This is a genomic window from Laspinema palackyanum D2c (assembly GCF_025370875.1).
Taxonomy (GTDB): domain Bacteria; phylum Cyanobacteriota; class Cyanobacteriia; order Cyanobacteriales; family Laspinemataceae; genus Laspinema; species Laspinema palackyanum.
Genome location: NZ_JAMXFD010000001.1, coordinates 277,803 through 301,338 on the forward strand (window position 1 = coordinate 277,803; position 23,536 = coordinate 301,338).

Here is a 23,536-nt window from a genome sequence, read left to right on the forward strand (position 1 = left end):
CTTCAGTCGTTATCTTTCCCCCGTTCGTAGTAACGACTTCAGTCGTTATCTTTCCCTTGTTCGTAGTAACGACTTCAGTCGTTATCTTTCCCCCGTTCGTAGTATTTGCAGATATTTGGCGGCGATCGCAACAACCGCCATGAAGATCGGGAACCTTTAAACCCCAGGCGCTTGCCTGGGGGAACGACTGAAGTCGTTACTACGAACAAAGATAACGACTGAAGTCGTTACTACAAACAAAGATAACGACTGAAGTCGTTACTACAAACAAAGATAACGACTGAAGTCGTTACTACGAACAAAGATAACGACTGAAGTCGTTACTACGAACAAAGATAACGACTGAAGTCGTTACTACGAACAACGCTGAATCTTATCTTGACCCCTAACAGTTTATAGAGGCAAAATCGGTGGACCTGGGGGTGAAATTTGCCGTTCATGGGAGACTTTGTGACTCTCGCGTTGGGTTTGCATTTCCACAGCGATCGCCTCAAATTGCACCTGCAAACTGCCATAAGGCACCATTAACTCCCGACTGCCTTCCACATCCCCGAATCCCGTCGGCCAAAACTGAGTTAACCAGTGGGGTCCATCCAGAACCGTCCGACTTTGGCGATCGAGTACCCATAATTTCACATAAATTCGGGGTAGCATCTGCGGCAGTTGCACCGTGACTCTGACCGATCGCCCTGCGCTTAATTCTCCCTTGGGTAAACTCAGGCGCGGGTTGGGAACTGGCTGATCTGCCGGTAACAGCAAGAGGGCCGCCCCTTCAGTTTTAGCACTAGCAGCCGCAACCGCAGCTTCCGCAATTAACTCATCATCAACGACAATTTCCCGGGCTTCCCAGTCGATCTCCTCGGGTTCCAGAGGCATTCTGCGAGAGCCTTCTGGATGATTCTCATCTCCTGCCGCCTGTGCGATCGCCTCATCCATCTCAAATGGATTTTGTTCCGACTCCTCAGAAACTGGAGTAAAACTAATTTTCAGCCAATCGGACAATTCGCGATCGCCCGCCAAGGCATTCAACCGAGAAAAGAACCGATCCTGTAAATGCAAGGATTGAAACGCTTGATCCACCGGAGAAGCCTTTTTAGCAACCCGATCCGGTTCTGATTTCACCTCCAAGGAGGCGGCAGTTGCCTCAGATTCCGCTGGTGTAGTCGGCAATTCCTGGGGAACTGGTGCCCTCGTGTTCGGGGTTTCCGGTTCTGCCGGGGTGGCGATCGCCGGATCTGGCGGTTTCACTTCCTCTGCTGGCGGTGACGGTTGAGGACGATTAAAGCTTGGCAAATCCAGGGGTTTCCCGGCTTGGGGTGATTTTGCCTGGGGTTTAACAATCTGTGGCGGCAACACCTGATTTCCCGAGGGTTCAAAGGAAATCGGTTGACTCTTCTTAATCGTTTCTAGAATTTCATCAAACGAGGCATCGATTTCTTCAACATTCTGCTGATGAATCGATTCCCGAGAATGCTCTAATAGCTTATCCTCACTCAAGTCTGGAGAAATCGCCCCGAGTAAGTCATCTAAATCCGCAGTAATCGTAAACGATCGCCGTCTTAACTGAGTCCCACTGCCATCAGACAAACTCACCTCTCCTAACAGCAGATGACTTTTTGTCTGTTCTGGAATCTCCACAGGACAAGAGAATGGCATCGGTAGCGTTCCCGCAGACAGGGGATGTGCCACCTCAACAATTTTTGCTCCAGTCTGGGGATTTTGCAGCATCACCCGCAATTCTAAACCGGGAAGGCGATCGCCTATCTTGCCATCAACCGCCTCAATGCGTCCCTCTAACGTTAAAACTTTACCCCATTTCACCATATAGGTTTCCTGCTGCAACACCAGTTGCAAGGGCGGCAGTTTTTGAGGGTGTGCCTGGGGTGGGGAGGGGGGAACCGGAGGAGGACTGGTCCTGGACCCTTCCGCCATTGAGGGGAGGCGATCGGGAAAAGCGTACAATTTGCCCGGGAGGGAGGGGTCCGCAACGGGTGTGGTAGTTCCTGGGTTCTGTTCTTGTGGCAACCCTGCTGCCTCATCTTCAGCAACCGCTTCAGCGGCAGCTTGTAGGCGATCGGCCCCTTCCACCTGGGAAAATTCTTCTTCCTGATCCGATTCCGTTTCCTCCTCGAAACCCGAAGTCAGACCCCCGGAGAAATCGCTACCCCCTTCTTCCTCGATGGATAACACCTCAACCCGAATCGAACCCTGAGTCGTTTGGTCCAGAAAACAGGTAAAATCCCAAAATCCCGGCTTGAGGCGAGTAAACGGGATCACCACCATCAAACCCTCTGCATTCGTGCGAGTCCCCCGCTTCTGCATCCGACGCTTCGGCGGAAACTCTTCCGACGATTGATAAATCGCCCGAATCTCCACCGGCACATTATTCCGGCTACACCGCGCAACCATGCGATAGCGCCCTTCCAAAATTTCCACTTCTGGAGATTCAACGGAAAGCCACGAGCGATCGCCTTCTTTCTGGATCAGAAATTCCCAGTCTTCCATCGGTTCCGACACAGATAACCCTTGCCTGAGTTGTTTTTGCCAATTATGTCTGTCAGTTTAACCCACCTAGAGCGCATCTGGAATCACCCCACCCCCTTGAGTTGGCAAAGCCCTACACCCTCAAGGGTGCAGCTACACGAACAAAGCCTGCAAAGTCCTACACCCTCAAGGGTGCGGCTACACGAACAAAGCCTGCCTACGCAGGCTCAAGAGAAGAGAGACTTTTAAACACGAGCTTTGCTTTTCGTTCGTAGTAACGACTTCAGTCGTTTCCGGATCCCCCAACTCAATTAATTTATCATCAATACAAAACACTCCACTGCCATCATGAGCGATCGCCTCCAACAATCCCATTCTCTAACCCAATCTCTCCACCAAGTCACCGCCGACTTACAATCCATCGATCCAGTCCCGGGACTACTCAGATTTACCATCCTCGGATGCCTCAGTCTCAGCTTCCTCCTCATAGCCTGGATCACCTCCAACCCCATCCTCTTCGCCACAACTGCCACCCTAGGTGGCTTCCTCTGTGGATTTTGGCTCATCTGCACCCATGATATGACCCATCAAACCCTCACGGGATGGAAAAACTGCGATCGCCTGCTTCCCTACCTAGTCAGTTGGCCCCTATTCTGGCCTTACGGCGTTTATGCCACCCTGCATCCCTGGCATCATGCCTGGAATGGCATCGATCTACGGGACCCGGAACGAGTGCAATGGACGGAACAAGAGTATCAACAAGCTCATCCCGTGGTGCAATTTTATATTCGCCACCAATGGGCGATCGATATTACCATCTTTGGCGGCATCGGACTGATTCTCAAAACTCTACTCAAAGGACTCCAATTCCAACAACAAATTCCCCGATTGCGACACCGATTAATCCGGGATATACTTGGCAGCCTGAGTATTCATGCCCTGTTATTCATCGCTGCTTATCTTCAGGGAAAAGTGCTGGATTATCTTTTGTTGTGGCTCATTTTAGAACGGGCGATCGGACTCGTCATGCAAACCCGAGACCATATAGAACATTATGGACTCTGGGGAAAATCAACCTCACCTCACCTCACCCAACTCTATGCCGGACGAAATATTGCCACCCATCCCCTGATCGGATGGTTAATGGGAGGATTGCCTTATCATGCCATCCATCACGCCTTTCCCGGCATTCCCTTTTACCACCTTTCGGAAGCCTGCGATCGGATTCAAACTGTTTTAAAAGACCATGATTTGCCCCTGATGAAACTAGACCCCGGTTATCTCACAACGGCTTATCAGTTAGGGAAAAAACCCGTTTTAATTGGTGCAAGTGATGACACTATAGCGCGTCTAAATCAGTTTGACACGAGGGACCAGGTAGGATAAAATAAAAGTTTATGTACAAAAAGGGTGCAAAACATGAAAATTAGTGCTCACTTAGACACAATATCAACAGATTTCATTGATTTAACAGAGTTCATCGACAGTACAAATAATATTAGAGAGTGGAAAAAAGGTCAAGCAGTTATATTGAACCTACAAGGTTGGTCTTATGCAGAAATTAGCCTCATACTAAAGATGTCCTATAGGTCGATTGCTCGGGCAAAAAAAGAATACAAAGAACAAGGAGTTTTGGGATTAAAACTTAAATATAAAGGCTCAAAAGGTTATTTAACTGAAATTGAAAATAATGAAGTAAAAACTTGGCTACTTGAAAAACCTGAAAGGCGAAATATTTCTGAGCTTGAAAGACATCTTATTGAAACCTATGATGTAGTCTTTAAATCACCACAAAGTTACTATGATATCTTGAAAAACAGTCAACTAACTTGGCAAAAAGCGAATAAACAAAATACTAGAAAAAACCCAGAAGCTATAAAAAAAAGAACCCTAGAGATTGTAGCAATATTAGAAGAATTTAAGCCGGAGATAGAATCTGGAACCCTATCTGTGTATGCTTTAGACGAATGTCATGTCCAAGGTGATGATGTTTGTAGTTATCTATGGGGTGACTCAAAAGATAGAGAAGTTATAGCTATAAATAACGAACGAGATCGTCAAACTTATTATGGAGCGTTAAATTTACTGACTAATCAGTTTATTGCTAGTCCTTATGAGGCGGGAAATGGGGTAAATACAGTGAAATTTTTGAAAGAAATTAAAGCGGTTCATACTCAAGAGGATTCGGAGCAGAAAATCCTGTTAATTTGGGACGGAGCCAGCTATCATAGAGGAGAAGAAATGAAAAACTTTTTAACTTTGCAAAATCACGAAAAGGAGCGACAAGATTGGTCAATTATTTGCGAACGTCTTCCCACTTATGCCCCGGAAGAAAATCCCGTTGAGGGAATTTGGCTACAGGTTAAAAACTTTATTAGGTGCTTCCATTACCGATGCAAGAGTTTCGCTTCAGTAAAACGATTAGTGGAGATTTTCTTCAAATATCAACTTTTTAATCGTCCTAATTTGAAAAAGTACGATGCTTTTGCCAAACTGATTTAGACTCGCTATAATCTGTTCGGCATCTAAATGAAAGATTAGAAAAGCATGAAACCCTTGGAGTGAGGTCTGTAGTATTCATTTTTGTTCGTCAACTGTCCTTAGCCCTTTCCCCACTTCCAAAAAATCGGGTTTCTGCGATCGCCTCCGTTTTCCCCAAGCTCATCCCAGAAACCCGGTTTCTCACTATCCCTGCACCGGGGAAATAGCGGCAGAACCTCCCGGGGAAGATAACTGGACACCGCCCAGTCAAGCTTGGCATAATAGATCAAACAGCAATAACGCCTGTCCTATGACTCTTTCTGTCGATCGCCCTGTTCTCTATCCTGATTCTGATGGCCAACCGATGGCAGATAATACGCGCCAGTTCCAATGGATTGTCCTAATTAAGGAAAATTTAGAATGCTGCTTTGCAGATCAACCCAATGTCTTTGTCGCGGGTGATCTGCTTTGGTATCCCGTGGAGGGGGAACCCAAGATTCGGGTAGCTCCCGATGTGTTTGTCGTGTTTGGGAGAACCAAGGGCGATCGCGGTTCCTATCGCCAGTGGGAAGAGGGAAATATTGCCCCCCAGGTGGTGTTTGAGATTCTTTCGCCGGGAAATCGCCTCCAGGCAATGGTCAATAAACAGCTATTTTATCAACGCTATGGGGTGGAAGAATACTATATCTATGACCCGGATCATCATGATTTTGTGGGTCTTCAGCGGGTGGAGGGGGAATTGCAGGTGATTGAGGCGATCGCTCAATGGACTAGCCCTTGTTTAGGGATTCGCTTCGAGTTCACTCCCGAAGCTTTGACGATTTACCGCCCCGACGGGGAAAAATTTCTCACAACCATTGAACTAGCCCAGGAACGAAAAGCAGCCAGGGAGGAGGCAGCAGCAGAACGCCAACGGGCGGAAGCAGAACGCCAGCGGGCGGAACGGTTAGCGGCACAGTTGCGGGCGTTGGGAATTGAGCCGGAATCGTAGTTCATGGCGATCGCATCTTGGCTGGCAAGAGTTCGTGGAGTGTCATATCTGGCTGCCGTTGATATCTGCGAATTTTGCCTTCTGGAAACGTCCGCCAACGTGCGATCGCCGCCCATCGGGTTGAAGTCAGCGCCAATGGGTGGCCTGATCTGAGCAACGTGAGAGATGCAGCAGAGGAGGCTCAATTGGCTTATCAATACTGGGCGATCGCTCTTACCGTCAAGCTTAATCCAGATTTTTAGTTAGAAGCAGCCTATAATAAATTTAATTCTAGTATTGAGCGAGATATTCTATGACGGCAAAACCGCTAGAAATCGAGGGGACTTGGGAAGAAATTGTCAGTCATTCCGATGCTTTAGCTGGATGTCAGATTTGGGTTAGGGAAGGGGCTATAATGGGGTGTCCGCTCTCTGGTGTTTTTATGAGTCAGAACCCACCGACGACCCCCATAACCTGCATCTGCTTTCTACGTTCTGGGTGGAGCTCATTGGTATTGACCCCAGCTTTGAAGTGGGGTCAAATTTTTCGATGAATGTGGCGATCGCAGAATCAGTTTATGAACGATGATTCCTCCTCCAATCCTGAAATCCTCTTTGAAATCGTCACACCTCTTGGCTTCTGCGTTCGCCCAACTGCCGAGTATTGGCAGTTTATTGTCACCGTTAAGCATCCAATCATGATCAACCGCTGGACCGAGGTACAAAATACATTAAGCGACCCAGACGAAGTTCGTCTTAGTAAAACTGATGCTCAGGTTTACCTATTCTACCGTAATGAGGGTACAAAACGTTGGGTCTGTGCTGTGACTAGACGCTTAAATGGAGAAGGATTTTTAATAACAGCCTATCGAACCAGTGCTATTAAGGAAGGAGAGCAATTATGGCAGAAGTAAAAGTATTCTATGACCGCACCGGCAATACACTTGTTGTCTGGTTTGGTAATCCTCAAGATGAGGTCGAAGCCGAAGAAACCGGCGATGAGGTGATTTTAATGAAGGATCAACAGGGGCAAGTAATTGGGTTTGAAAAGCTCAACTTTTTACCTCCTTCTGATCATCCCATACGCATTGCCTTTGAAACAGTCGCCCTCTAAGTTTTCGGTCATCGCTTTGGCAATACTTACTCGCTCATGGCTAAAGTTATCACTACAAACCTTTTAACTCGGCCTTGATCATGAGTCAGCAACTCACCCACGGGGGGAGCATCCCGTTTTGCTCAATTAGATAACACAGAAGCAGGCTGCGATATTTAATTTTTTGGATGATGAAGGCTCAAATGAGTGGGACTGGGGGCAGAGGGGTTGACGGTGGGATCTGGTGTTGCGATCGCCTCTAAGCGACTGGAAAGTTGGACCTGGCAACCGATAGCCTAGAAACCCCGTTGCTCACACCCCCACCGCAGAAAATTCACATCGATGCTAATCATGCCATTGCTCCTGAAAACCTGGGCGAATGGCAGTTTCCATATCTTATAGGGTTTGGGAGAACCTTGATATTTCAAACACCCGGCAACTTCATTTAAGGTTGTGGGAAGAAAAGGGGATTTGGGCTGAATTAAAATTCCTGTGCCACTGTCCGTTAAAATGATTTCTGTTCCCACTTCTAAGGGATAGTTTTTTCGCATTTCGGGAGGAATAATAACCTGTCCTGTTTCAGAGACTTTAATGATTTTCATGGATAAATTAGGTAAATTTTAGGGAAATAATTGGCAATCCGATCCGCTGCCCAGTTCCGGGCTACCATCATAGAACCCCTCCAGGAAGGGGTCAGAGGGAGTGGGGGATGCTGACGAGGGGGAATGGGTCGAAATTTGGGCGATCGCCTCCTGCGATCGCACAATCACTAAAGTTTCACCCTCTTCGACTCGGCGCAAGTATTCCAATGGATCCCGTTGAATTTCCTCAATCGTTACTCTAACCATAAAAAAACACCGCTCACACGAAAGCATTTGCTACAAACTAGCCCAGAAACCTACAGCCTAGAAACCTTCTGTCATCACCTCTGCCTCCTCACCCAAATCTTACAAAGAAACCCGTAGTAGGAAGGGGTCTGGTTTCCAATTTAGGGGGATTTCTAGGATAGTTTCATCCTTTGAGTGATCAATCGCTAAACAATTGTTCTAGGTCTTGTCTGCCCTGTACAACCCGCAAGATTTCGACTATTTCTCCTCTGACCCGATAAAAAATAATGTAGCCATCTAAAGGTAAGCCGCGCAAATCAGCCAATAAATACTCGTAACTTTTTCCCAGATAAGGAAACTGAGTTAAGTATTTACATTTACGGTTAAATTCTTGAAAAAACCGCTCCCCTGCTGTCAGATTTCGTGCTAAAAAATACTCAGAAATCTGATTCAAATCTTGACTGGCGGATAGGGATATCCGGTACTGACTCACTGCGCTTCTCCCTTGGCTTGGTGAAAACGCTCCAGAATGTCTAAAACAAAGGTTTCCCCATCCAAACCTTCGCCATTATCCAATTCTAAGGCGGCAGATTGTACTTTAGCGCGGGTTTCCGTAAGCCAGTCTTGGTATTCAGTTTGCAATTTTTCTAGCAATTTAAACGCTGCATTCACCACTTCATCAGGATGGCTAAAATTGCCCTGGGCTAACTGGGCGGCGATAAACTCTTCTTGTTGCTTGTTTAAGGTAATTTGCATGACGTTCTCCCGAAACCTGCTTTCTCGCCATTATAGCGAGTGGGTAGGTGATTCGGATGCAGGTAAAGAAACCCCGTTTCTTGCCCTCCACCCACATCCCATAAACCCAGTTTCTGCCCTAACCTTTGCCGCCTCACCCCAATCGGATTGAGCAACCCGGTTTCTCAACCCCTCAACCCCTCCAACCGCAGAAAATACACCCGCCCCCCATTTAATATCATCATTAATCCGGTCTAACGCACCCTAATCCTACTGACTACATTCGTTTTAGCAATTCATCGTACTCCTCGGGTGTGCCAATCCAATACCAGTAAATAGGGTCGCCTTCGAGTAAACCAAAAACACGATAATTGAGACTGACACGAGCAGTATAAATCCGTTGTTTCTGACTGACTTGCTTGAACTGAAGACTCGGATGATCAGGATCTTCTTGCCAAAGGGCGTAAGCTTTATTGGCTTATTCTTGAACTGATGCAGGCAAATCACTTAGCCGCTTGCGAAATGACTTTGTGAGGCTTGATTTCATTTTTGAGTTGGGAAGACCTCATCAAGTGGAACAGTTTCTCCTGCTGCGATCTCCTGCCGCACCATTGCCGCCATCTGATCCCATTGATCGTCTGTCGTTGTAGCAAAACGGATTTCCCATTTTTGCTCATCCTGCAACTGTGCCAAAAATCGAGCCGCGATCGCATCTTGTTGGTCGGGTGGGAGTTGTTGGATTTGGGCGATCGCCTGTTGAAGTAGTTCTGTCATTTTTCAGTAGCAGTTAACACCGCCAAATCACATCGCTTCTGTATTTTACCCAAGGCTGTGATTTTTTGGGTAGGGTGGCCAGTTCCGTCCCCGTCTCCAAATCCCACAGTTTCAGGGTTTTATCATCCGATGCCGAGACCGCTCGTTTTCCGTCCGGGGCGATCGCGACTGCCATTACCCTGCTACTATGCCCACTGAGGGTGGCGAGTTCCGTCCCCGTCTCCAAATCCCACAGTTTCAGGATTTTCTCATCCGATGCCAAGACCGCTCGTTTTCCGTCCGGGGCGATCGCGACTGCTGCTACACCCCCACCGCAGAAAATTCACATCGACGCTAATCATGCCATTGTTCCTGAATACCTTGGCGAATGGCAGCTTCCATATCTTCTAGGGTTTTGGGGGGACCTTGATATTTCAAACACCCGGCAACTTCATTTAAGGTTGTAAGAAGAAAAGGGGATTTGGGCTGAATTAAAATTCCTTTGCCAGTGTCCGTTAAGATGATTTCTGTTCCGACTTCTAAGGGATAGTTTTTTCGCATTTCTGGAGGAATAATAACCTGTCCTGTTTCAGAGACTTTAATGATTTTCATGGATAAATCAGGTAAGTTTTAGGGAAATAATTGGCAATCCGATCCGCTGCCCAGTTCCGGGCTACCATCATATAGCCCATCCAGGAAGGGGTCAGGGGGAGTGGGGGATGCTGACGAGGGGGAATGGGTCGAATTTCGGCGATCGCCTCATGCGATCGCACAATCACTAAAGTTTCACCCGCTTCGACTCGGCGCAAGTATTCCAATGGATCCCGTTGAATTTCCTCAATCGTTACTCTAACCATAAAAAAACACCGCTCACACGAAAGCATTTGCTACAAACTAGCCCAGAAACCTACAGCCTAGAAACCTTCTGTCATCACCTTTGCCTCCTCACCCAAATCTTACAAAGAAACCCGTAGTAGGAAGGGGTCAGGTTTTCAATTTAGGGTGATTTCTAGCATGGTTTCATCTTTTTAGCGATCGTATCTTATTAAATCGTCCCAGCAACCGGGTTTCTTGCCCTCCACCCACATCCCAGAAACCCGGTTGTTGCCATAACCGCTGCCGCCTCACCTCAATCGGGTCAAGAAACCCCCTTTCTTAACCCCTCAACCCCTCCAACCGCAGAAAATGCACCCGCCCCGACTTATCCCCCGCCACCACAGTCACCCCATCCGGGGCAAGGGCACAACCATAAAACTCTGCTTCAGCTGTAAAACTGGCAATTTCCTCCCCCGTGGCTAAATTCCACACCTTCAGGGTGTTATCAAATGAACCAGAAACCGCCCGTTGCCCATCGGCGCTGATGGCTACGGCATATACCCAGCCACTATGACCGGTGAGGGTGCGTTCGGTTGCTCCCGTGGCTAAATTCCACACTATCAGGGTCTTATCCTTTGAACCAGAAACCGCCCGTTGTCCATCGGCGCTGATGGCTACGGCTTCTACCGAGAGACGATGATCGGTTAGGGTGCGTTCGGCTGCCCCCGTGGCTAAATTCCACACCTTCAGGGTGTTATCAAATGAACCAGAAACCGCCCGTTGTCCATCGGCGCTGATGGCTACGGCATATACCCAGTCACGATGACCGGTGAGGGTACGTTCGGCTGCCCCCGTGGCTAAATTCCACACCTTCAGGGTCTTATCCTTTGAACCAGAAACCGCCCGTTGCCCATCGGCGCTGATGCCTACGGCTTTTACCGAGAGACGATGACCGGTGAGGGTGCGTTCGGCTGCCCCCGTGGCTAAATTCCACAGTTTCAGGGTCTCATCCCTTGAACCGGAAACCGCCCGTTGTCCATCGGCGCTGATGGCTACGGCTTCTACCGAGAGACGATGACCGGTGAGGGTGCGTTCGGCTTCCCCCGTGGCTAAATTCCACACCTTCAGGGTCTCATCCATTGAACCGGAAACCGCCCGTTGTCCATCGGCGCTGATGGCTACGGCTTCTACCGAGAGACGATGGCCGGTGAGGGTGCGTTCGGCTGCCCCCGTGGCTAAATTCCACAGTTTCAGGGTGTTATCCTCTGAACCAGAAACCGCCCGTTGCCCATCGGCGCTGATGGCTACGGCATATACCCAGCCACTATGACCGGTGAGGGTGCGTTCGGTTGCCCCCGTGGCTAAATTCCACACTATCAGGGTGTTATTCATTGAACCGGAAACCGCCCGTTGCCCATCGGCGCTGATGGCTACGGCTTCTACCGAGCCACGATGACCGGTGAGGGTGCGTTCGGCTTCCCCCGTGGCTAAATTCCACAGTTTCAGGGTGTTATTCATTGAACCGGAAACCGCCCGTTGCCCATCGGGGCTGATGGCTACGGCTTCTACCCGGCTACGATGACCGGTGAGGGTGCGTTCGGTTGCCCCCGTGGCTAAATTCCACACTATCAGGGTCTCATCCATTGAACCGGAAACCGCCCGTTGCCCATCGGGGCTGATGGCTACGGCATATACCCAGCTACGATGACCTGTGAGGGTGCGTTCGGTTGCCCCCGTGGCTAAATTCCACACTATCAGGGTGTTATCCTCTGAACCAGAAACCGCCCGTTGCCCATCGGCGCTGATGGCTACGGCATATACCCAGCCACTATGACCCGTGAGGGTACGTTCGGCTGCCCCCGTGGCTAAATTCCACACCTTCAGGGTCTTATCCTTTGAAGCAGAAACCGCCCGTTGCCCATCGGCGCTGATGGCTACGGCTTCTACCGAGCCACGATGACCGGTGAGGGTGCGTTCGGCTTCCCCCGTGGCTAAATTCCACACTATCAGGGTCTTATCCTTTGAACCAGAAACCGCCCGTTGCCCATCGGCGCTGATGGCTACGGCTTCTACCGAGCCACTATGACCGGTGAAGGTGCGAATCAGTGGCCCGCCGGGAGGGGTGAGGGTGGGGATGAGGGGACGGAACCAGGTGGTTTCGCGCCATTGTTTGGCCTGTTCCAGTAAAGCGACAATCTCTGGCTTATCAAAGGACAACAACCGCCCCAGAAGTTGCCCCGCTAGTTGAGTTTTATCCGATGCTAAAATATGAGCCGACAACCGCAACGTCCCAGGGATTAATTGCAGGGTTTCCCTCTGTTCCGGGTTCAGCAAGACATCCGAACTCATTGCCAAATCATAATCTTCAATTAAGGCTTGCACCCCGAACTCTGCCAGTTTTGCTTGGATAAAGTCAAAATCCGTCAGCAATTGCTGTAGTCGTGCAGTTTGGGCAGTCTCGACGAGATGACCAGGCAGGGTGTCCAAGGCATAGCGCCGCTTTTCTGCGGAGAGTTTGTTGAGTCGATCGCTGAAGTCGGTCATAAGTCATTGCTAAGGGTTGAAGCAGGAGCGGGCATCGGTTCCTAGTTATTACTATAATGAATTTAATCGCAATATTGAGGAGGACATTCTATGACAGGAAAACCGCTAGAAATCGAGGGAAGTTGGGAAGAAATTGTCAGCCATTCCGATGCCTTAGCTGGATGCCAAGTGCGGGTGACTGTTCTTTCTCGCCCACCCCAGTCCCCATCTCCAGACAACCCTCCCCGCTTTCGTCCCGCTTCCGGTCGCTCTTTACTCAGACAGGCCGGAACTTGGTGCGGTGATGACCTGGAGGATTGTCTAAAAATGGTTTATGAGACTCGTGGCCCTGTGTTATTCAGCTAATTCTTCTCCTCACCTTTTCCATACAAGTCTTCCCACAAATTATCAACGATCGCCTGTTCAATATCCCGCAACGAGATACCCGCTTTTTGGACAGTTTTTAAATTAAACAAAAAGTCCTGAAAACTTTTGTGATAAATACTATAAACATCCTCTCCATTGACAAAGCGGTGCCGTAAAAATTGCTCCCAGTCATCCAACACCTCCTGCACCGTCAAGGGGTCTTCCTCGGCAAAATCTGCCAACAAATCGCAGGATACCGGCTTACGAGTTTTTGACAATAAATAGATGATTTTTAACTTCGTCCGGGGTAAGGGTTTAGTCACCATCCCCATCCGCTGCCAATGCTGCTCATAATATTGCTGCAAACCCTTGGGCAAACTTTCCAACTTCAAATCCGCATATTTCCCCCGCTCAATATCATCCAGAATGTACTTTAAATACATAAAATTAGTTTCGCTATTCTCCGCCAGCACTTGGCTAAATTGCGCCTCTGTCACCCCTTGGGCAGTTAGCCAGCGCTGGATGGGTTCCCGTTGGCTGCGATAGCGAATAAACCCTCGGATATCTTCTAAATTCGTGGGATAATACTCATCGGACATCATATCAAACTCCTGCTGGGGAGCCGAGACCACAAAAGGCAAAGACTCCGGGCGTTTGGTCAGGATAAAATAGACGCCATTGGGTAAAGTTCCGGGGAGATAGAGGACATTTGAACCCGGATTTTGGCTGGTTAAGTTCACCTCATCCAAGGCATCCACCGCAATCACTAAACGGTCAGTTTTTGCCGCCGCTTCCGTTAATAATTTGCTCAAAAAATTGCCATTGCGGGTATTATCCGGATGTAGGGGTAAATCGTAGGCTAACCCATAGCGTTCAATCAGTTGAGCGCAGATACTTCTCAGGAAATCTTCCGTGCTGGTGCGGTTTTCGGACAGGATATTAAAATAAGCCAGACATCCGGTTTGCTGCACATATTGCGCTAACAACGCACTTTTGCCTACCCCGGGGTCTGCTTCAATGATAAAATAACCCTTGGCTTGCTGCTGGCAAAATTGCTGAATCGCCTCAAACACATATTCTCTGCCAAAAAATTCCTGGGTTTTTTCCTCAATAAAAGCCGCAAAATCCGCCGGGACGGGACTCGGGCCTTTTAAGGTGGTCAGCAATTGATTAAACTGTTCATCTAACCCCTGACACGATGCAATAAAGGTATCCACTCCCTCATCAATTCTCCCCCGAATTTGCTGGAGTTCCTGGTCAATATTGCCCACTTTCCCGCCAATTTGGGTGAGCAAATCGTGGGTTAAGGTATTAAACACCACGGGATTATGTTTGATTTCTAAGCGGAAATAATGCACCAATCCCGGGAGATATAAATTCTTAAATGCTCGCCCTAAGACGGGAGGCGCTTCTCGCAACCACTGGTGTTCCTTTTCTAGGCGCTGCATCAATTTCTGACTGATATCCTGCTGTTGGGGTAGCTGCAAACTCCCTTCACTTCCCGGGGACTGTCCGGCCTCGACTATGGTTAAGATTTGTTGATAATCGTCAGTAATTTGCTCAATTCGTGTTATAATCACCCGGTGATATCGGTCCCATTCCGGTGATTTTTGACAATAGTCGCGAATCTCTTTTAATGTGCGCTGATGCGCTTTGAACAGTGCTTGGTCAATATCATCATTGCGTTCCCCAGCTTTGCGCTGCGCCCATTCGCGACATTCGGTAGCTCCAACTCCTAATACAGCACCGGCAAATAACTGTAGAATAATAGATAACATCCGCTAACCCCTCCCCTCACAGACCGAACTGGATTTCGTTTTTATTTTACTCTATTTTACATGGATTTAGGAGTGGTGTAGGAGATGTATCTGTGGACAGGCGATTCTCGAATCGCCGCTACATTTTGGGGTGAATTTTTTCAGGCGATTCGCGAATTGCCGCTACATTTACATTTAGTACGCCAGACTCGCGATATATCCCCCCCAACATTGAAAACCCCGGTAAAACAACCGGGGTTTTATACAACTCACCTAGGCAGTCATGACCCTTAAACCAAAGCCGGTTGAGGAACGGAAATCGCTTCGCCGGATAAACTGAAGGCGCGGGATTCGGTAATTTTGACCTGGACTAACTGTCCCTTCAACTGATTAATATCCCCGGTAAAGAAGGTGAGACGGTTGCCGCGTGTTCTTCCCATGACTTGGGTGGGGTCTTTGGCATTCTGCTCCTCGACTAGGACTTCTTCAATCCGTCCGAGATAGCGCTGCGATCGCTCGGCAGCCTTAACAGATACTAAGTGATTCAACCGTTGCAGCCGATCGCTCTTAACCTCTTCGCTCAACTGATTCTCCCACACCGCCGCTGGTGTCCCCGGACGTGGGGAATAAGCAGCAGTATTCAGCATATCAAAGCTAATCTCTTCTAACAGTTTTAGGGTATTTTCAAACTGTTCCTCAGTTTCCCCAGGGAACCCGACGATCGCATCGGCACTGATAGAAGCATCGGGCATATAGTGGCGAATCATATCAATAATACGGCGATATTTTTCATGGGTATAACCCCGCGCCATCGCCTTCAAAACTTCATTATCCCCCGATTGAAATGGGATATGAAAATGTTCGCAAACCTTCGGCAATTCTTGACAAGCCCGAATTAATCTCTCAGTGAAATACCGGGGGTGAGAGGTGGCAAAGCGAATCCGTTCAATTCCCGGGACATCATGGACGAAATAGAGCAAATCCGTGAGGGTATGTAAATTTCGTCCCTCCGGTGTGGTTCCGGGTAAATCTCTGCCGTAGGCGTCGATATTTTGACCGAGTAAGGTGACTTCTTTATATCCCTGGCGTCCGAGTTCTTCCATTTCGGCGCGGATTGCTTCTGGGGTGCGGGATTGTTCGATGCCACGCACTGACGGGACGATGCAATAGGTGCAGCGTTCGTTACAGCCGTAAATCACGTTTACCCAGGCGGTAACTTGGCTCTCCCTGCGCGGTTTGGTGATATCCTCCATGATATGCACCGCCTCAGTCGCTACCACTTGGTTCCCGGCGAACACCTGTTCGAGCAAATCCTCTAGGCGGTTGGCGTGTTGGGGTCCCATGACCATATCCAATTCCGGCACCCGGCGCAGGAGTGCTTCTCCTTCCTGTTGTGCCACGCAACCGGCAACGATGAGGGTGAGGTTGGGTTGTTGGAGTTTGCGTTTCGCTTGCCTGCCTAGGTAGGAATAAACTTTGTGCTCGGCATTATCCCGAATTGAGCAGGTATTGTAGAGGATGAGGTCGGCTTGGTTGGGGTCTTCGGAAAACTGGAACCCCATATTTTCCAGGATACCTGCCATGCGTTCGGAGTCAGCTTTGTTCATCTGACAGCCGAAGGTGGTGATGTGGTAACGACGAGGAATAGAGGACATAACGTGCTATTTTTCGCAAATGAACGGGCCTGTTGGGTCAATGGCAGTCTGGCACTCAACCGGCGATAGGCGACGATCGCCCCGGGGAAAGCCATGACTCGGATGCAAACATAAACTATTATTATAAAGCTTGCTGTCAATTTTACCCACTGGAAATGGAAGTCAGAACCCTATGATTCAGGAGCGATCGCAATATAAGGAAACCTGGGACAACCTCGCCGCCAATATGGATGAGGCGAAACTCTATGTCGCCGGACATACGGATGAGGCCGAATTAGACCGCACGGGACTCAATACGGTGAATCGAATTGAGAATTTTGTGGGCATTCAACCGGAAGATATTTGTTTGGAAATTGGCTGTGGGGTGGGTCGAGTTGGCAAGTTTTTAAGTCCCCAATGTCAGAAATGGATTGGCACCGATATTTCGGCGAATATGCTCCAATATGCCGCGCAACGTCTGGAAGGATTGGATAATATTGAATTAATTGAATTGAGTGGGGTAGGCTTACAGGAAATTGCCGATAATTCCATTGATTTGGTCTACTGTACGGTGGTGTTTATGCACCTGTATGAGTGGGACCGCTATCAGTATTTAAAAGAAGCGTTTCGAGTGTTAAAATCCGGGGGACGCTGCTTTTTTGATAATGTGGATTTGACCTCCAGTCATGGCTGGGAGGTGTTTATGGCGGGGTATGCTTATCCCATTGACCAACGTCCGGCCTATTTGAGTATGTGTTCCACGGGGGAGGAATTAGAAACTTATGCGAGGCAGTCGGGCTTTTCCGGGATTAAAATCCATCGCTGGGGAGATGCGCGAGTCGGGGTGACGGGGATAAAACCGTGAGGGTATGGGGGTGTCGTCAATCGATATCCCCGGCGATCGCAGATGGTTGAATTGGCGGGTCACTGTCCAACGGTGAACTGGCTGCAATGTTAAATCACTTATTAATATGAATCCAATTTTGAAAGAAATAAAAACAACTCTCATTAACTTAATTGGTCAAGGTGTGGCACTGGTACCGGCAATTTTAATTGCTTTGGTCGTGTTAGGCATAACTTGGTATGCTGCCAATGTGGTTCGTCGTCTGACGATGGCGGGAGGACGGCGAGTAGTAAAGAATAGATCCCTCCGAATGTTAATGGTTCAAACGGCTTATGTTGCGGCATGGTCTGTGGGAATTATTGTAGCCTGCGTTCTGGCATTTCCGGGTTTGGCATTAGGAGATATAATTGGGTTATTGGGGTTAAGTTCCGTTGCCATTGGTTTTGCCTTTCAGGATATTTTTAAAAATTTCCTGGCGGGAATTTTGCTGTTATTGCAGGAACCCTTTAAACTCGGAGACCAAATTGTTGTAGAAGGATATGAGGGAACCGTAGAGGAAATTGCGATTCGTTCGACGCAAATCCGCACTTATCAAGGGGAGCGAGTTGTTATTCCAAATGCGGTGGTTTTTACGAATGTGGTGCAAGTCAAAACAGCGTTTTCTCATCGGCGCACAGATTTAGCAATAGGGGTGGATTATAATACACCGTTACCGCAGGCAGTCGATACACTTTTAAAGGCGGTGTCCAAAGTTCCCGGGGTGTTATCGAAACCGGAACCGGAAGTTGATATTGTGGGGTTTGGAGAGAGTTCAATTGATATGATGGTGCGATATTGGACGGAACCGGAGAGACCCTCGGTGCGACGGATTCAAACGCAAGTGGCGATCGCCCTCAAAGATGCTTGCGATCGCGCCAATATCAATATTCCCTATCCCATCCGCAGCCTGTATTATTATGACCAAGAAAAGTTTGCCGATAATAGTCCCAGTTCGGGAAATGGCGATCGCATCTAGGTCAACAAAGGTGAGAGTTCTAGTTCCCGCGTAGCATTCGTCCTTGGATGACTTTCCAGGTGGCGGGGGTGACTTCCGATGCTGCATGATAGCAGCGAACTATCAACCCATTGGCATAAAAATAATCCCCTAATGCCTGCTTTTCTTCGGGGGATAGCTGGAGACGATCGCTGGACAAATTCAGAGCATTTAACCAAGTTTGACGAATGCGATCGCGAAACTCATAATGCACTTGATAGGCAGAATTGGTATCGGGAATCTCCGGTTGCAGGGATTGCAAAGCGGCGATCGCCTCCTGGCAATCTTTAAAAATTCCCACCTCTTCTACCAATCGAGTTAGAATACTAACAAACGCCAAATCTCGGGCGCGATCCAGGGCAAAATTGTTGGGAGCATCTAGTAAACAATCCAGGTCCAGAACCAGTTGACGAGCGCGATCCCGAGCCAGTTTTCGCGCCAGTTCCCGAGTCAATTCCCCAGCGGATTTTTCCACATCCAAGGGGCGATCGCAAATAAACGCTAGATTTTTGGTAAAATCCTCCGCTAACCGGCCTGCACGAGTGATCAGTTCAGACAAATTAAACCCCAAAATTTCGCACAAACTCAAAGCCACATTTTCCGGAGATTCTACTTCCCCCCTCTGCTTAAATTGCTCACCGAGGCTATCCGTAGGATAGGGATTTTCTCGGGATAAATCCGGTTCTAATGTGGCGTTTAAAACCAGCACCAAAAACAGCGCCGCCGTTCTTTTAGCCGCTGGTGAAAGCGTGCCACTATTCTCCTCCGTGGATTCAGAGGCCCATCGCAAAAGCGATCGCAACTTACTGGTTTTTAGGTATTTTTGAGCCGCTGATTCCATTAAAATCAGTAATTTATCCGCCGTGGGATGGCGAATCCCTGACACAAATAAAAAGATTTCTTGCCAGTGGCGCAAGGTTAGATTTTTAGCCGAAATTTGAGCGGCTAAATAATAGGTATCGATATAAATAGCGGTAAAATATTCTTGCCAAGTTACTTGAGTGAAGGCAAAGCGGTCCGGCCCAATTTGCAGCAGTAAACCGGACCGCAAGGCGATTTTTTCCAGCATTTTCTCAACCCGATAGCGGTTCTCCGCAATGGTAGGGGTTAGGGATACCGCTGGATTTTTGTTCGAGGGATGATTGGCCTTTTCATTCGGATTCGTGGGAACCGTCGGCAAGGAGTTTTTACGCCCTGGGGTTAAAGGGGGTGAATTTTTGTTAGAATTTTCCGTGGTGTTAGCATTAACATTAGTGGGTACAGAAAAGGGAAAATACTCATCTTTATGTAAATCTAACAAATGCACGGGAATCCGACTGCTCAAGTCGGCACCGGAAAAAACTGCCCGCTCGGCGATCGCACTTCTGAAGGCTAATTGAGCCAGCCACAATTTTGCCAATTCCCGATTCATTTCCAGATTCGGTGAGACATCCGGAGCCGTGGCAATGTTTCCCGCAGCTTCCAGTAAAATGTGAGAAGTTCGGAGATAAAGCGTTGCCCGATTTTCCGGTAGAGAGTGAGTCCGGTCATACATCAAGCAAAGCAAGGTAAGTGAGAGAGGAGACGCAGATAAGGATCGGGCATGAGCATTTTCTGGTCGTTCTAAATCCATCAGAAGTGAGTCACCACTGGGGGTGGTAGCGGAGGGGGTGTTATACCACTGTCGGATCAAACTCGTTTGTTGTGCATCGTCTAACGGGGCGATCGCCACCGGATAAAAGCTGCGCCAGTGATGGTTAAAGACCCCGGCACGAGAACAAGCTACATAGCGATTTTTGGGATAAGTTTCCATAAACCCTTCCAGACGGGCGATCGCCTCAGCAATCACAAACGAGGGAATAGTATGCAAATCATCCAGTAAAATTAAGCATCGACCTTGAGCTAGTGCCTCTCGAACTAATCGTTCCGCCACCGGAAAACTACAGCGACGAAACTCATCAGCGATCGCTTTTTCAATTTCACCCTCCCCACTACTCACGACTTTCAGGGGAATAAACACTGGAATATACCCCCGGCGGACCACCCCCCCGAACCGGGTTCCCCGGAGGGCTTCTAGGCCGATTTTCCTCAGTAAGAGAGACTTTCCGGAACCAGGCGCACCCCAGAACATCACCCCATCCCGTTCATTGATCACTGCGATCGGGGATTTAAGGGTAGACTCCACGGAAGAAGCATTCGGGTTCGTCGTTTCAGGTTCATCCATCTCCCTCACCTGCATCTCCACATAGAGAGATTCTAACGGCACTGGATCGCGAGTTCCTAACAGATCAATCGTGGCATACCGTTGGAGATAGAGGTTGACATAAGTCTCCGAGGCAGAGGCGATCGCCTCCTTGGTTTTTTTATCCGGAGTTCGGGGAAAAATGCCCAATAATTTACTCTTATCTTCCAACAGCGTATCTGTGGCAATTTGAGCAATACTGGTAGCGGCATCCGCAACAATCGTTTTTCGGGGAATCATCATATAAAAAAATTGGGTCTAATCTGAGATTAGCCCTATTATGAACTTACTGTTTGATGTTCTCATTCTGGCAAAAGTTAGAAGATTCGACAAGAGACCCAAACTCAGTTGTCAGATGCGGTTCAACCCGATAACCAGTGAAACCCAGAAATCAACGGTTCCACTGGTTAAACCGGACTGCTAAAAGACCCAGAGTCTTAAACCACTGCCATAGCTTTACTGGCAAAAATTTTCTCGATCGCCTCTTCAACTACCTTATCCGGCGTTGAAGCACCGGATGTCACGCCAATCACCAGGGGTCCTGATGGTAGCCAATTTTCGGCGATTTCCAACTCTTGATGCAAAGGTTTATGTTCGATGCGATTTCCCGGGAGAATCCGACTGGCACTATCAATATGATAAGACGGAATTCCTCGGTCGATCGCAATTTGTTGTAACTGCGTCGTATTTGAGGAATTATACCCACCAATCACCACGATCGCATCCACTTGATCCTCGACCAAATCTAACATCGCATCCTGGCGTTCTTGGGTGGCATCGCAGATTGTATTAAAAGCCAGAAAATGCTGATTTAATTCTGCCGGACCATATTTTTTCATCATCGTCCTTTCAAACAACTTGCCCATTTCTTCCGTCTCACTTTTGAGCATCGTGGTTTGATTCGCAATCCCAACTTGTGCTAAATCCCGGTCCGGGTCAAATCCGGCGGAAACAGCCTTACTGAATTTAGCCATAAATTCAGCTTTATCCCCACCGTTGAGAATATAATTAGCAACATAGTCCGCTTCGGCCATATTCAGGACAATTAAATAAGTTCCCGCAAAAGAACTGGTTGCCAGGGTTTCTTCATGCTTGTATTTGCCATGAATAATGGAAGTGTAATTGCCTTTTTTATGTTTTTCTACACTGTTCCAAACTTTAGAAACCCAAGGACAAGTAGTGTCTACAATTGTGCAGCCTTTTTCATTGAGCAACTGCATTTCTTGAACCGTAGCACCAAAAGCCGGTAAAATGACCACATCTCCCGCTTGGACCACTTCAAAATCTTTTTTTCCTTCCTCAACGGGGATGAATTCAACATTCATCTCTTGGATATGTTGATTCACGCTGGGATTGTGGATAATTTCATTGGTAATCCAAATGCGTTCCGTAGGAAAATGCTGGCGAGTTTCATAGGCGATCGCCACGGCGCGTTCAACCCCCCAGCAAAATCCAAACGCTTGCGCCAGACGAATCGTCACCTCGCCGCGAGTCAAGGTGTAATTATTTTCTCGGATTTGCTGAATCAGGGGACTTTGATAAACGGAGTTCATCACCCCGGTTACTTCTTCTTGGTGACCAAATCCCTTGCGATGGTAGTTATCAGACTTTTGCAGTGCGCGTTTGAAAGCTTTAGTGTCCATGCCGTGAAATCCTAGCTTCTTTTCTCTTGATTGTAGAAGACTTAGGTTACAGGGAGTGGGGAGATGGGGAGGATGGGGAAGTTCGTAGTAACGACTTCAGTCGTTCTCTTAAGTTCGTAGTAACGACTTCAGTCGTTCTCTTAAGTTCGTAGTAACGACTTCAGTCGTTTCTGCGTTACTTGGCGTAAAGCCAAGTAACGCCCAGGTCAGGCCCTGGCTCCAGTACCCACCCCAGCAGGCGGTAGACCCTTGGATTGCTCGTGTTATGGCTTAAACCATAACACGAGAGCAACGACTGAAGTCGTTACTACAAACAAGAAGAAACAACTTCAATCGTCACAGCGAATATTTTCCCCATCCCCATCCTTAAATTGGATCAAATACCATCAAGGCAGTGCGCCAGACTAAGTAACCTTGCTCGTTGAGATGTAACCCGTCGGTGGTGAGTTCGAGGCGGAGATTGCCTTGGGAGTCGGAGAAGAGGGGGTAGAGGTCCAGGAACTCGACCCCTTCCTCGGAGGCGATCGCAGCGAGTTCACGATTGATGTCGCGGATCTGCTCGTTGGGGATATTCAGGAGGCGATCGCGACCCTCCCAAGTGGAACCAGCGCCACTGTGGGGCAAAATGGATTGGACGACAATCCGGGCGTTGGGATGAGCCCAGACCAGATCCCGAACGATCGCCCGTTGATTTTCAACAACCTCGGACGGTGCAACGCCGCGAATCAAGTCATTAATCCCAATCATCACAAAAATCACCTCGGGATTGCTGTTGTCAAATAACGGTAACCGTTTCAACAACCCCGAAGAGACTTCACCAGAAATCCCTTGATTGAGCCAAGTGCGTTGGGGAGGTAGCAGTTCCGGGGGAAACCAGAGACTGATGGAATCTCCAGCGAGAACCCCGAGACGTTCCGGGGGATTAGCGGCGATCGCCTCCGCCTCCCGCTGTAACTGAGCCAACCATTGCTCATAATTCCACTGATGACGGGGACCTAACTCAGGCTCCGTGACTGGGGTTGGGGAACCCGAAGCATTCTCAATGGCACTCGAACCATTCCCCTGTAATGCCGACAAATTTTGCAGATCCGAGGACGAACTTTGAGCGCGGACAATCAGTAAAATGACCGTGAGCATCAAGATCCCATTCGTCGCCAGGGATAACAACGCCCAGGGAGGTATCTTTGACCAAGACATGGCCGCGAATTTAGACAGAACCGGGTTTGAACGCAAATTTAAACGCAATGCCGTCGATCGCTACGCAACAATAAATTCCCGACCTACTCTGCACCTTCAAGCGGACCTTGCCCGGAAGCTTATCCCTACTCGTCGCACCTGGGGGCAAAAAAAATGCGGT

Annotated in this window: 26 protein-coding genes; 11 read left to right on the plus strand and 15 right to left on the minus strand. The window is 48.5% G+C overall.

Annotation, left to right across the window (positions count from 1 at the left end; translation table 11 throughout):
• Positions 1-393: 393 nt before the first annotated feature.
• Positions 394-2,517, minus strand: coding sequence for a hypothetical protein (locus NG795_RS01210; protein WP_367286847.1), 2,124 nt, complete (start codon positions 2,515-2,517; stop codon positions 394-396).
• Between the two features lie 315 nt (positions 2,518-2,832).
• Here NG795_RS01210 and NG795_RS01215 point away from each other — a divergent pair, with 315 nt between their 5' ends.
• The 7 genes from NG795_RS01215 (at position 2,833) to NG795_RS01245 (ending at position 7,048) form a co-directional block, all read left to right on the plus strand.
• Positions 2,833-3,870 carry a fatty acid desaturase family protein gene (locus tag NG795_RS01215; protein WP_367286848.1) on the plus strand — a complete coding sequence of 346 codons (1,038 nt, stop codon included), beginning with the start codon at positions 2,833-2,835 and terminating at the stop codon, positions 3,868-3,870.
• 33 nt (positions 3,871-3,903) lie between these two features.
• On the plus strand, positions 3,904-4,986 hold the full coding sequence (locus tag NG795_RS01220; protein WP_367286849.1) for an IS630 family transposase: 1,083 nt from the start codon (positions 3,904-3,906) through the stop codon (positions 4,984-4,986).
• A 289-nt stretch (positions 4,987-5,275) separates the two neighbouring features.
• The gene (locus NG795_RS01225; protein ID WP_367286850.1) at positions 5,276-5,956 is read left to right on the plus strand and encodes a Uma2 family endonuclease; all 681 of its coding nucleotides are present in this window, start codon (positions 5,276-5,278) and stop codon (positions 5,954-5,956) included.
• A 74-nt stretch (positions 5,957-6,030) separates the two neighbouring features.
• The gene (locus NG795_RS01230; protein ID WP_367286851.1) at positions 6,031-6,198 is read left to right on the plus strand and encodes a hypothetical protein; all 168 of its coding nucleotides are present in this window, start codon (positions 6,031-6,033) and stop codon (positions 6,196-6,198) included.
• Between the two features lie 157 nt (positions 6,199-6,355).
• The gene (locus NG795_RS01235; RefSeq protein WP_367286852.1) at positions 6,356-6,523 is read left to right on the plus strand and encodes a hypothetical protein; all 168 of its coding nucleotides are present in this window, start codon (positions 6,356-6,358) and stop codon (positions 6,521-6,523) included.
• Entirely contained in the window at positions 6,513-6,848 is a 336-nt protein-coding gene (locus NG795_RS01240; protein ID WP_367286853.1) for a DUF4258 domain-containing protein, read from the plus strand. Before NG795_RS01235 ends, NG795_RS01240 begins: the two co-directional genes overlap by 11 nt.
• On the plus strand, positions 6,836-7,048 hold the full coding sequence (locus NG795_RS01245) for a DUF2283 domain-containing protein (RefSeq protein ID WP_044195547.1): 213 nt from the start codon (positions 6,836-6,838) through the stop codon (positions 7,046-7,048). Before NG795_RS01240 ends, NG795_RS01245 begins: the two co-directional genes overlap by 13 nt.
• Positions 7,049-7,323: 275 nt before the next feature.
• Here NG795_RS01245 and NG795_RS01250 read toward each other — a convergent pair whose 3' ends face one another.
• The 9 genes from NG795_RS01250 to NG795_RS01290 all read right to left on the minus strand — a co-directional run bounded on the left by NG795_RS01250 (position 7,324) and on the right by NG795_RS01290 (position 12,702).
• Complete coding sequence (locus NG795_RS01250; protein WP_367286854.1) at positions 7,324-7,629, minus strand: AbrB/MazE/SpoVT family DNA-binding domain-containing protein; 306 nt, start codon at positions 7,627-7,629, stop codon at positions 7,324-7,326.
• Positions 7,630-7,647: 18 nt separating this feature from the next.
• On the minus strand, positions 7,648-7,875 hold the full coding sequence (locus NG795_RS01255) for a type II toxin-antitoxin system Phd/YefM family antitoxin (protein ID WP_367286855.1): 228 nt from the start codon (positions 7,873-7,875) through the stop codon (positions 7,648-7,650).
• A gap of 178 nt (positions 7,876-8,053) precedes the next feature.
• Positions 8,054-8,347, minus strand: coding sequence for a type II toxin-antitoxin system RelE/ParE family toxin (locus tag NG795_RS01260; RefSeq protein WP_367286856.1), 294 nt, complete (start codon positions 8,345-8,347; stop codon positions 8,054-8,056).
• Positions 8,344-8,610 carry a ribbon-helix-helix domain-containing protein gene (locus NG795_RS01265; RefSeq protein WP_367286857.1) on the minus strand — a complete coding sequence of 89 codons (267 nt, stop codon included), beginning with the start codon at positions 8,608-8,610 and terminating at the stop codon, positions 8,344-8,346. Before NG795_RS01265 ends, NG795_RS01260 begins: the two co-directional genes overlap by 4 nt.
• Before the next feature lie 522 nt (positions 8,611-9,132).
• Positions 9,133-9,363: a hypothetical protein gene (locus NG795_RS01270; RefSeq protein ID WP_367286858.1), complete on the minus strand. Its 231-nt coding sequence runs from the start codon at positions 9,361-9,363 to the stop codon at positions 9,133-9,135.
• 13 nt (positions 9,364-9,376) lie between these two features.
• Positions 9,377-9,625 (minus strand): WD40 repeat domain-containing protein, encoded by a 249-nt coding sequence (locus NG795_RS01275; RefSeq protein WP_367286859.1) that lies wholly within the window; start codon positions 9,623-9,625, stop codon positions 9,377-9,379.
• Between the two features lie 71 nt (positions 9,626-9,696).
• Complete coding sequence (locus NG795_RS01280) at positions 9,697-9,954, minus strand: AbrB/MazE/SpoVT family DNA-binding domain-containing protein (protein WP_367286860.1); 258 nt, start codon at positions 9,952-9,954, stop codon at positions 9,697-9,699.
• Positions 9,951-10,199 carry a type II toxin-antitoxin system Phd/YefM family antitoxin gene (locus tag NG795_RS01285; RefSeq protein ID WP_367286861.1) on the minus strand — a complete coding sequence of 83 codons (249 nt, stop codon included), beginning with the start codon at positions 10,197-10,199 and terminating at the stop codon, positions 9,951-9,953. The genes NG795_RS01280 and NG795_RS01285 overlap by 4 nt, the downstream gene beginning before the upstream one ends.
• A 298-nt stretch (positions 10,200-10,497) precedes the next feature.
• Positions 10,498-12,702 carry a hypothetical protein gene (locus NG795_RS01290; protein ID WP_367286862.1) on the minus strand — a complete coding sequence of 735 codons (2,205 nt, stop codon included), beginning with the start codon at positions 12,700-12,702 and terminating at the stop codon, positions 10,498-10,500.
• A gap of 90 nt (positions 12,703-12,792) precedes the next feature.
• Here NG795_RS01290 and NG795_RS01295 point away from each other — a divergent pair, with 90 nt between their 5' ends.
• Positions 12,793-13,047 (plus strand): hypothetical protein, encoded by a 255-nt coding sequence (locus tag NG795_RS01295; RefSeq protein ID WP_367286863.1) that lies wholly within the window; start codon positions 12,793-12,795, stop codon positions 13,045-13,047.
• Here NG795_RS01295 and NG795_RS01300 read toward each other — a convergent pair.
• Positions 13,044-14,825: a P-loop domain-containing protein gene (locus NG795_RS01300; RefSeq protein ID WP_367286864.1), complete on the minus strand. Its 1,782-nt coding sequence runs from the start codon at positions 14,823-14,825 to the stop codon at positions 13,044-13,046. The genes NG795_RS01295 and NG795_RS01300 overlap by 4 nt on opposite strands.
• An 84-nt stretch (positions 14,826-14,909) precedes the next feature.
• On the opposite strand from NG795_RS01300, the gene NG795_RS01305 reads away from it, so the two are divergent.
• Entirely contained in the window at positions 14,910-15,098 is a 189-nt protein-coding gene (locus tag NG795_RS01305) for a hypothetical protein (protein ID WP_367286865.1), read from the plus strand.
• Here NG795_RS01305 and miaB read toward each other — a convergent pair.
• A complete protein-coding gene (gene miaB / locus NG795_RS01310; RefSeq protein WP_367286866.1) occupies positions 15,095-16,459 on the minus strand; it encodes a tRNA (N6-isopentenyl adenosine(37)-C2)-methylthiotransferase MiaB in 1,365 nt (454 codons plus the stop codon). The genes NG795_RS01305 and miaB overlap by 4 nt on opposite strands.
• A gap of 130 nt (positions 16,460-16,589) precedes the next feature.
• Here miaB and NG795_RS01315 point away from each other — a divergent pair, with 130 nt between their 5' ends.
• Both NG795_RS01315 and NG795_RS01320 read left to right on the plus strand, forming a co-directional pair.
• The gene (locus NG795_RS01315) at positions 16,590-17,303 is read left to right on the plus strand and encodes a class I SAM-dependent methyltransferase (RefSeq protein ID WP_367286867.1); all 714 of its coding nucleotides are present in this window, start codon (positions 16,590-16,592) and stop codon (positions 17,301-17,303) included.
• Between the two features lie 106 nt (positions 17,304-17,409).
• On the plus strand, positions 17,410-18,297 hold the full coding sequence (locus NG795_RS01320) for a mechanosensitive ion channel family protein (RefSeq protein ID WP_367286868.1): 888 nt from the start codon (positions 17,410-17,412) through the stop codon (positions 18,295-18,297).
• A gap of 19 nt (positions 18,298-18,316) precedes the next feature.
• On the opposite strand, the gene NG795_RS01325 is transcribed toward NG795_RS01320, so the two are convergent.
• The 3 genes from NG795_RS01325 to NG795_RS01335 form a co-directional block, all read right to left on the minus strand.
• On the minus strand, positions 18,317-20,779 hold the full coding sequence (locus tag NG795_RS01325; RefSeq protein WP_367286869.1) for an NACHT domain-containing protein: 2,463 nt from the start codon (positions 20,777-20,779) through the stop codon (positions 18,317-18,319).
• Between the two features lie 194 nt (positions 20,780-20,973).
• Entirely contained in the window at positions 20,974-22,179 is a 1,206-nt protein-coding gene (locus NG795_RS01330; protein ID WP_367286870.1) for a 4-hydroxy-3-methylbut-2-enyl diphosphate reductase, read from the minus strand.
• A gap of 366 nt (positions 22,180-22,545) precedes the next feature.
• Complete coding sequence (locus NG795_RS01335) at positions 22,546-23,376, minus strand: SGNH/GDSL hydrolase family protein (protein WP_367286871.1); 831 nt, start codon at positions 23,374-23,376, stop codon at positions 22,546-22,548.
• Positions 23,377-23,536 lie beyond the last annotated feature (160 nt).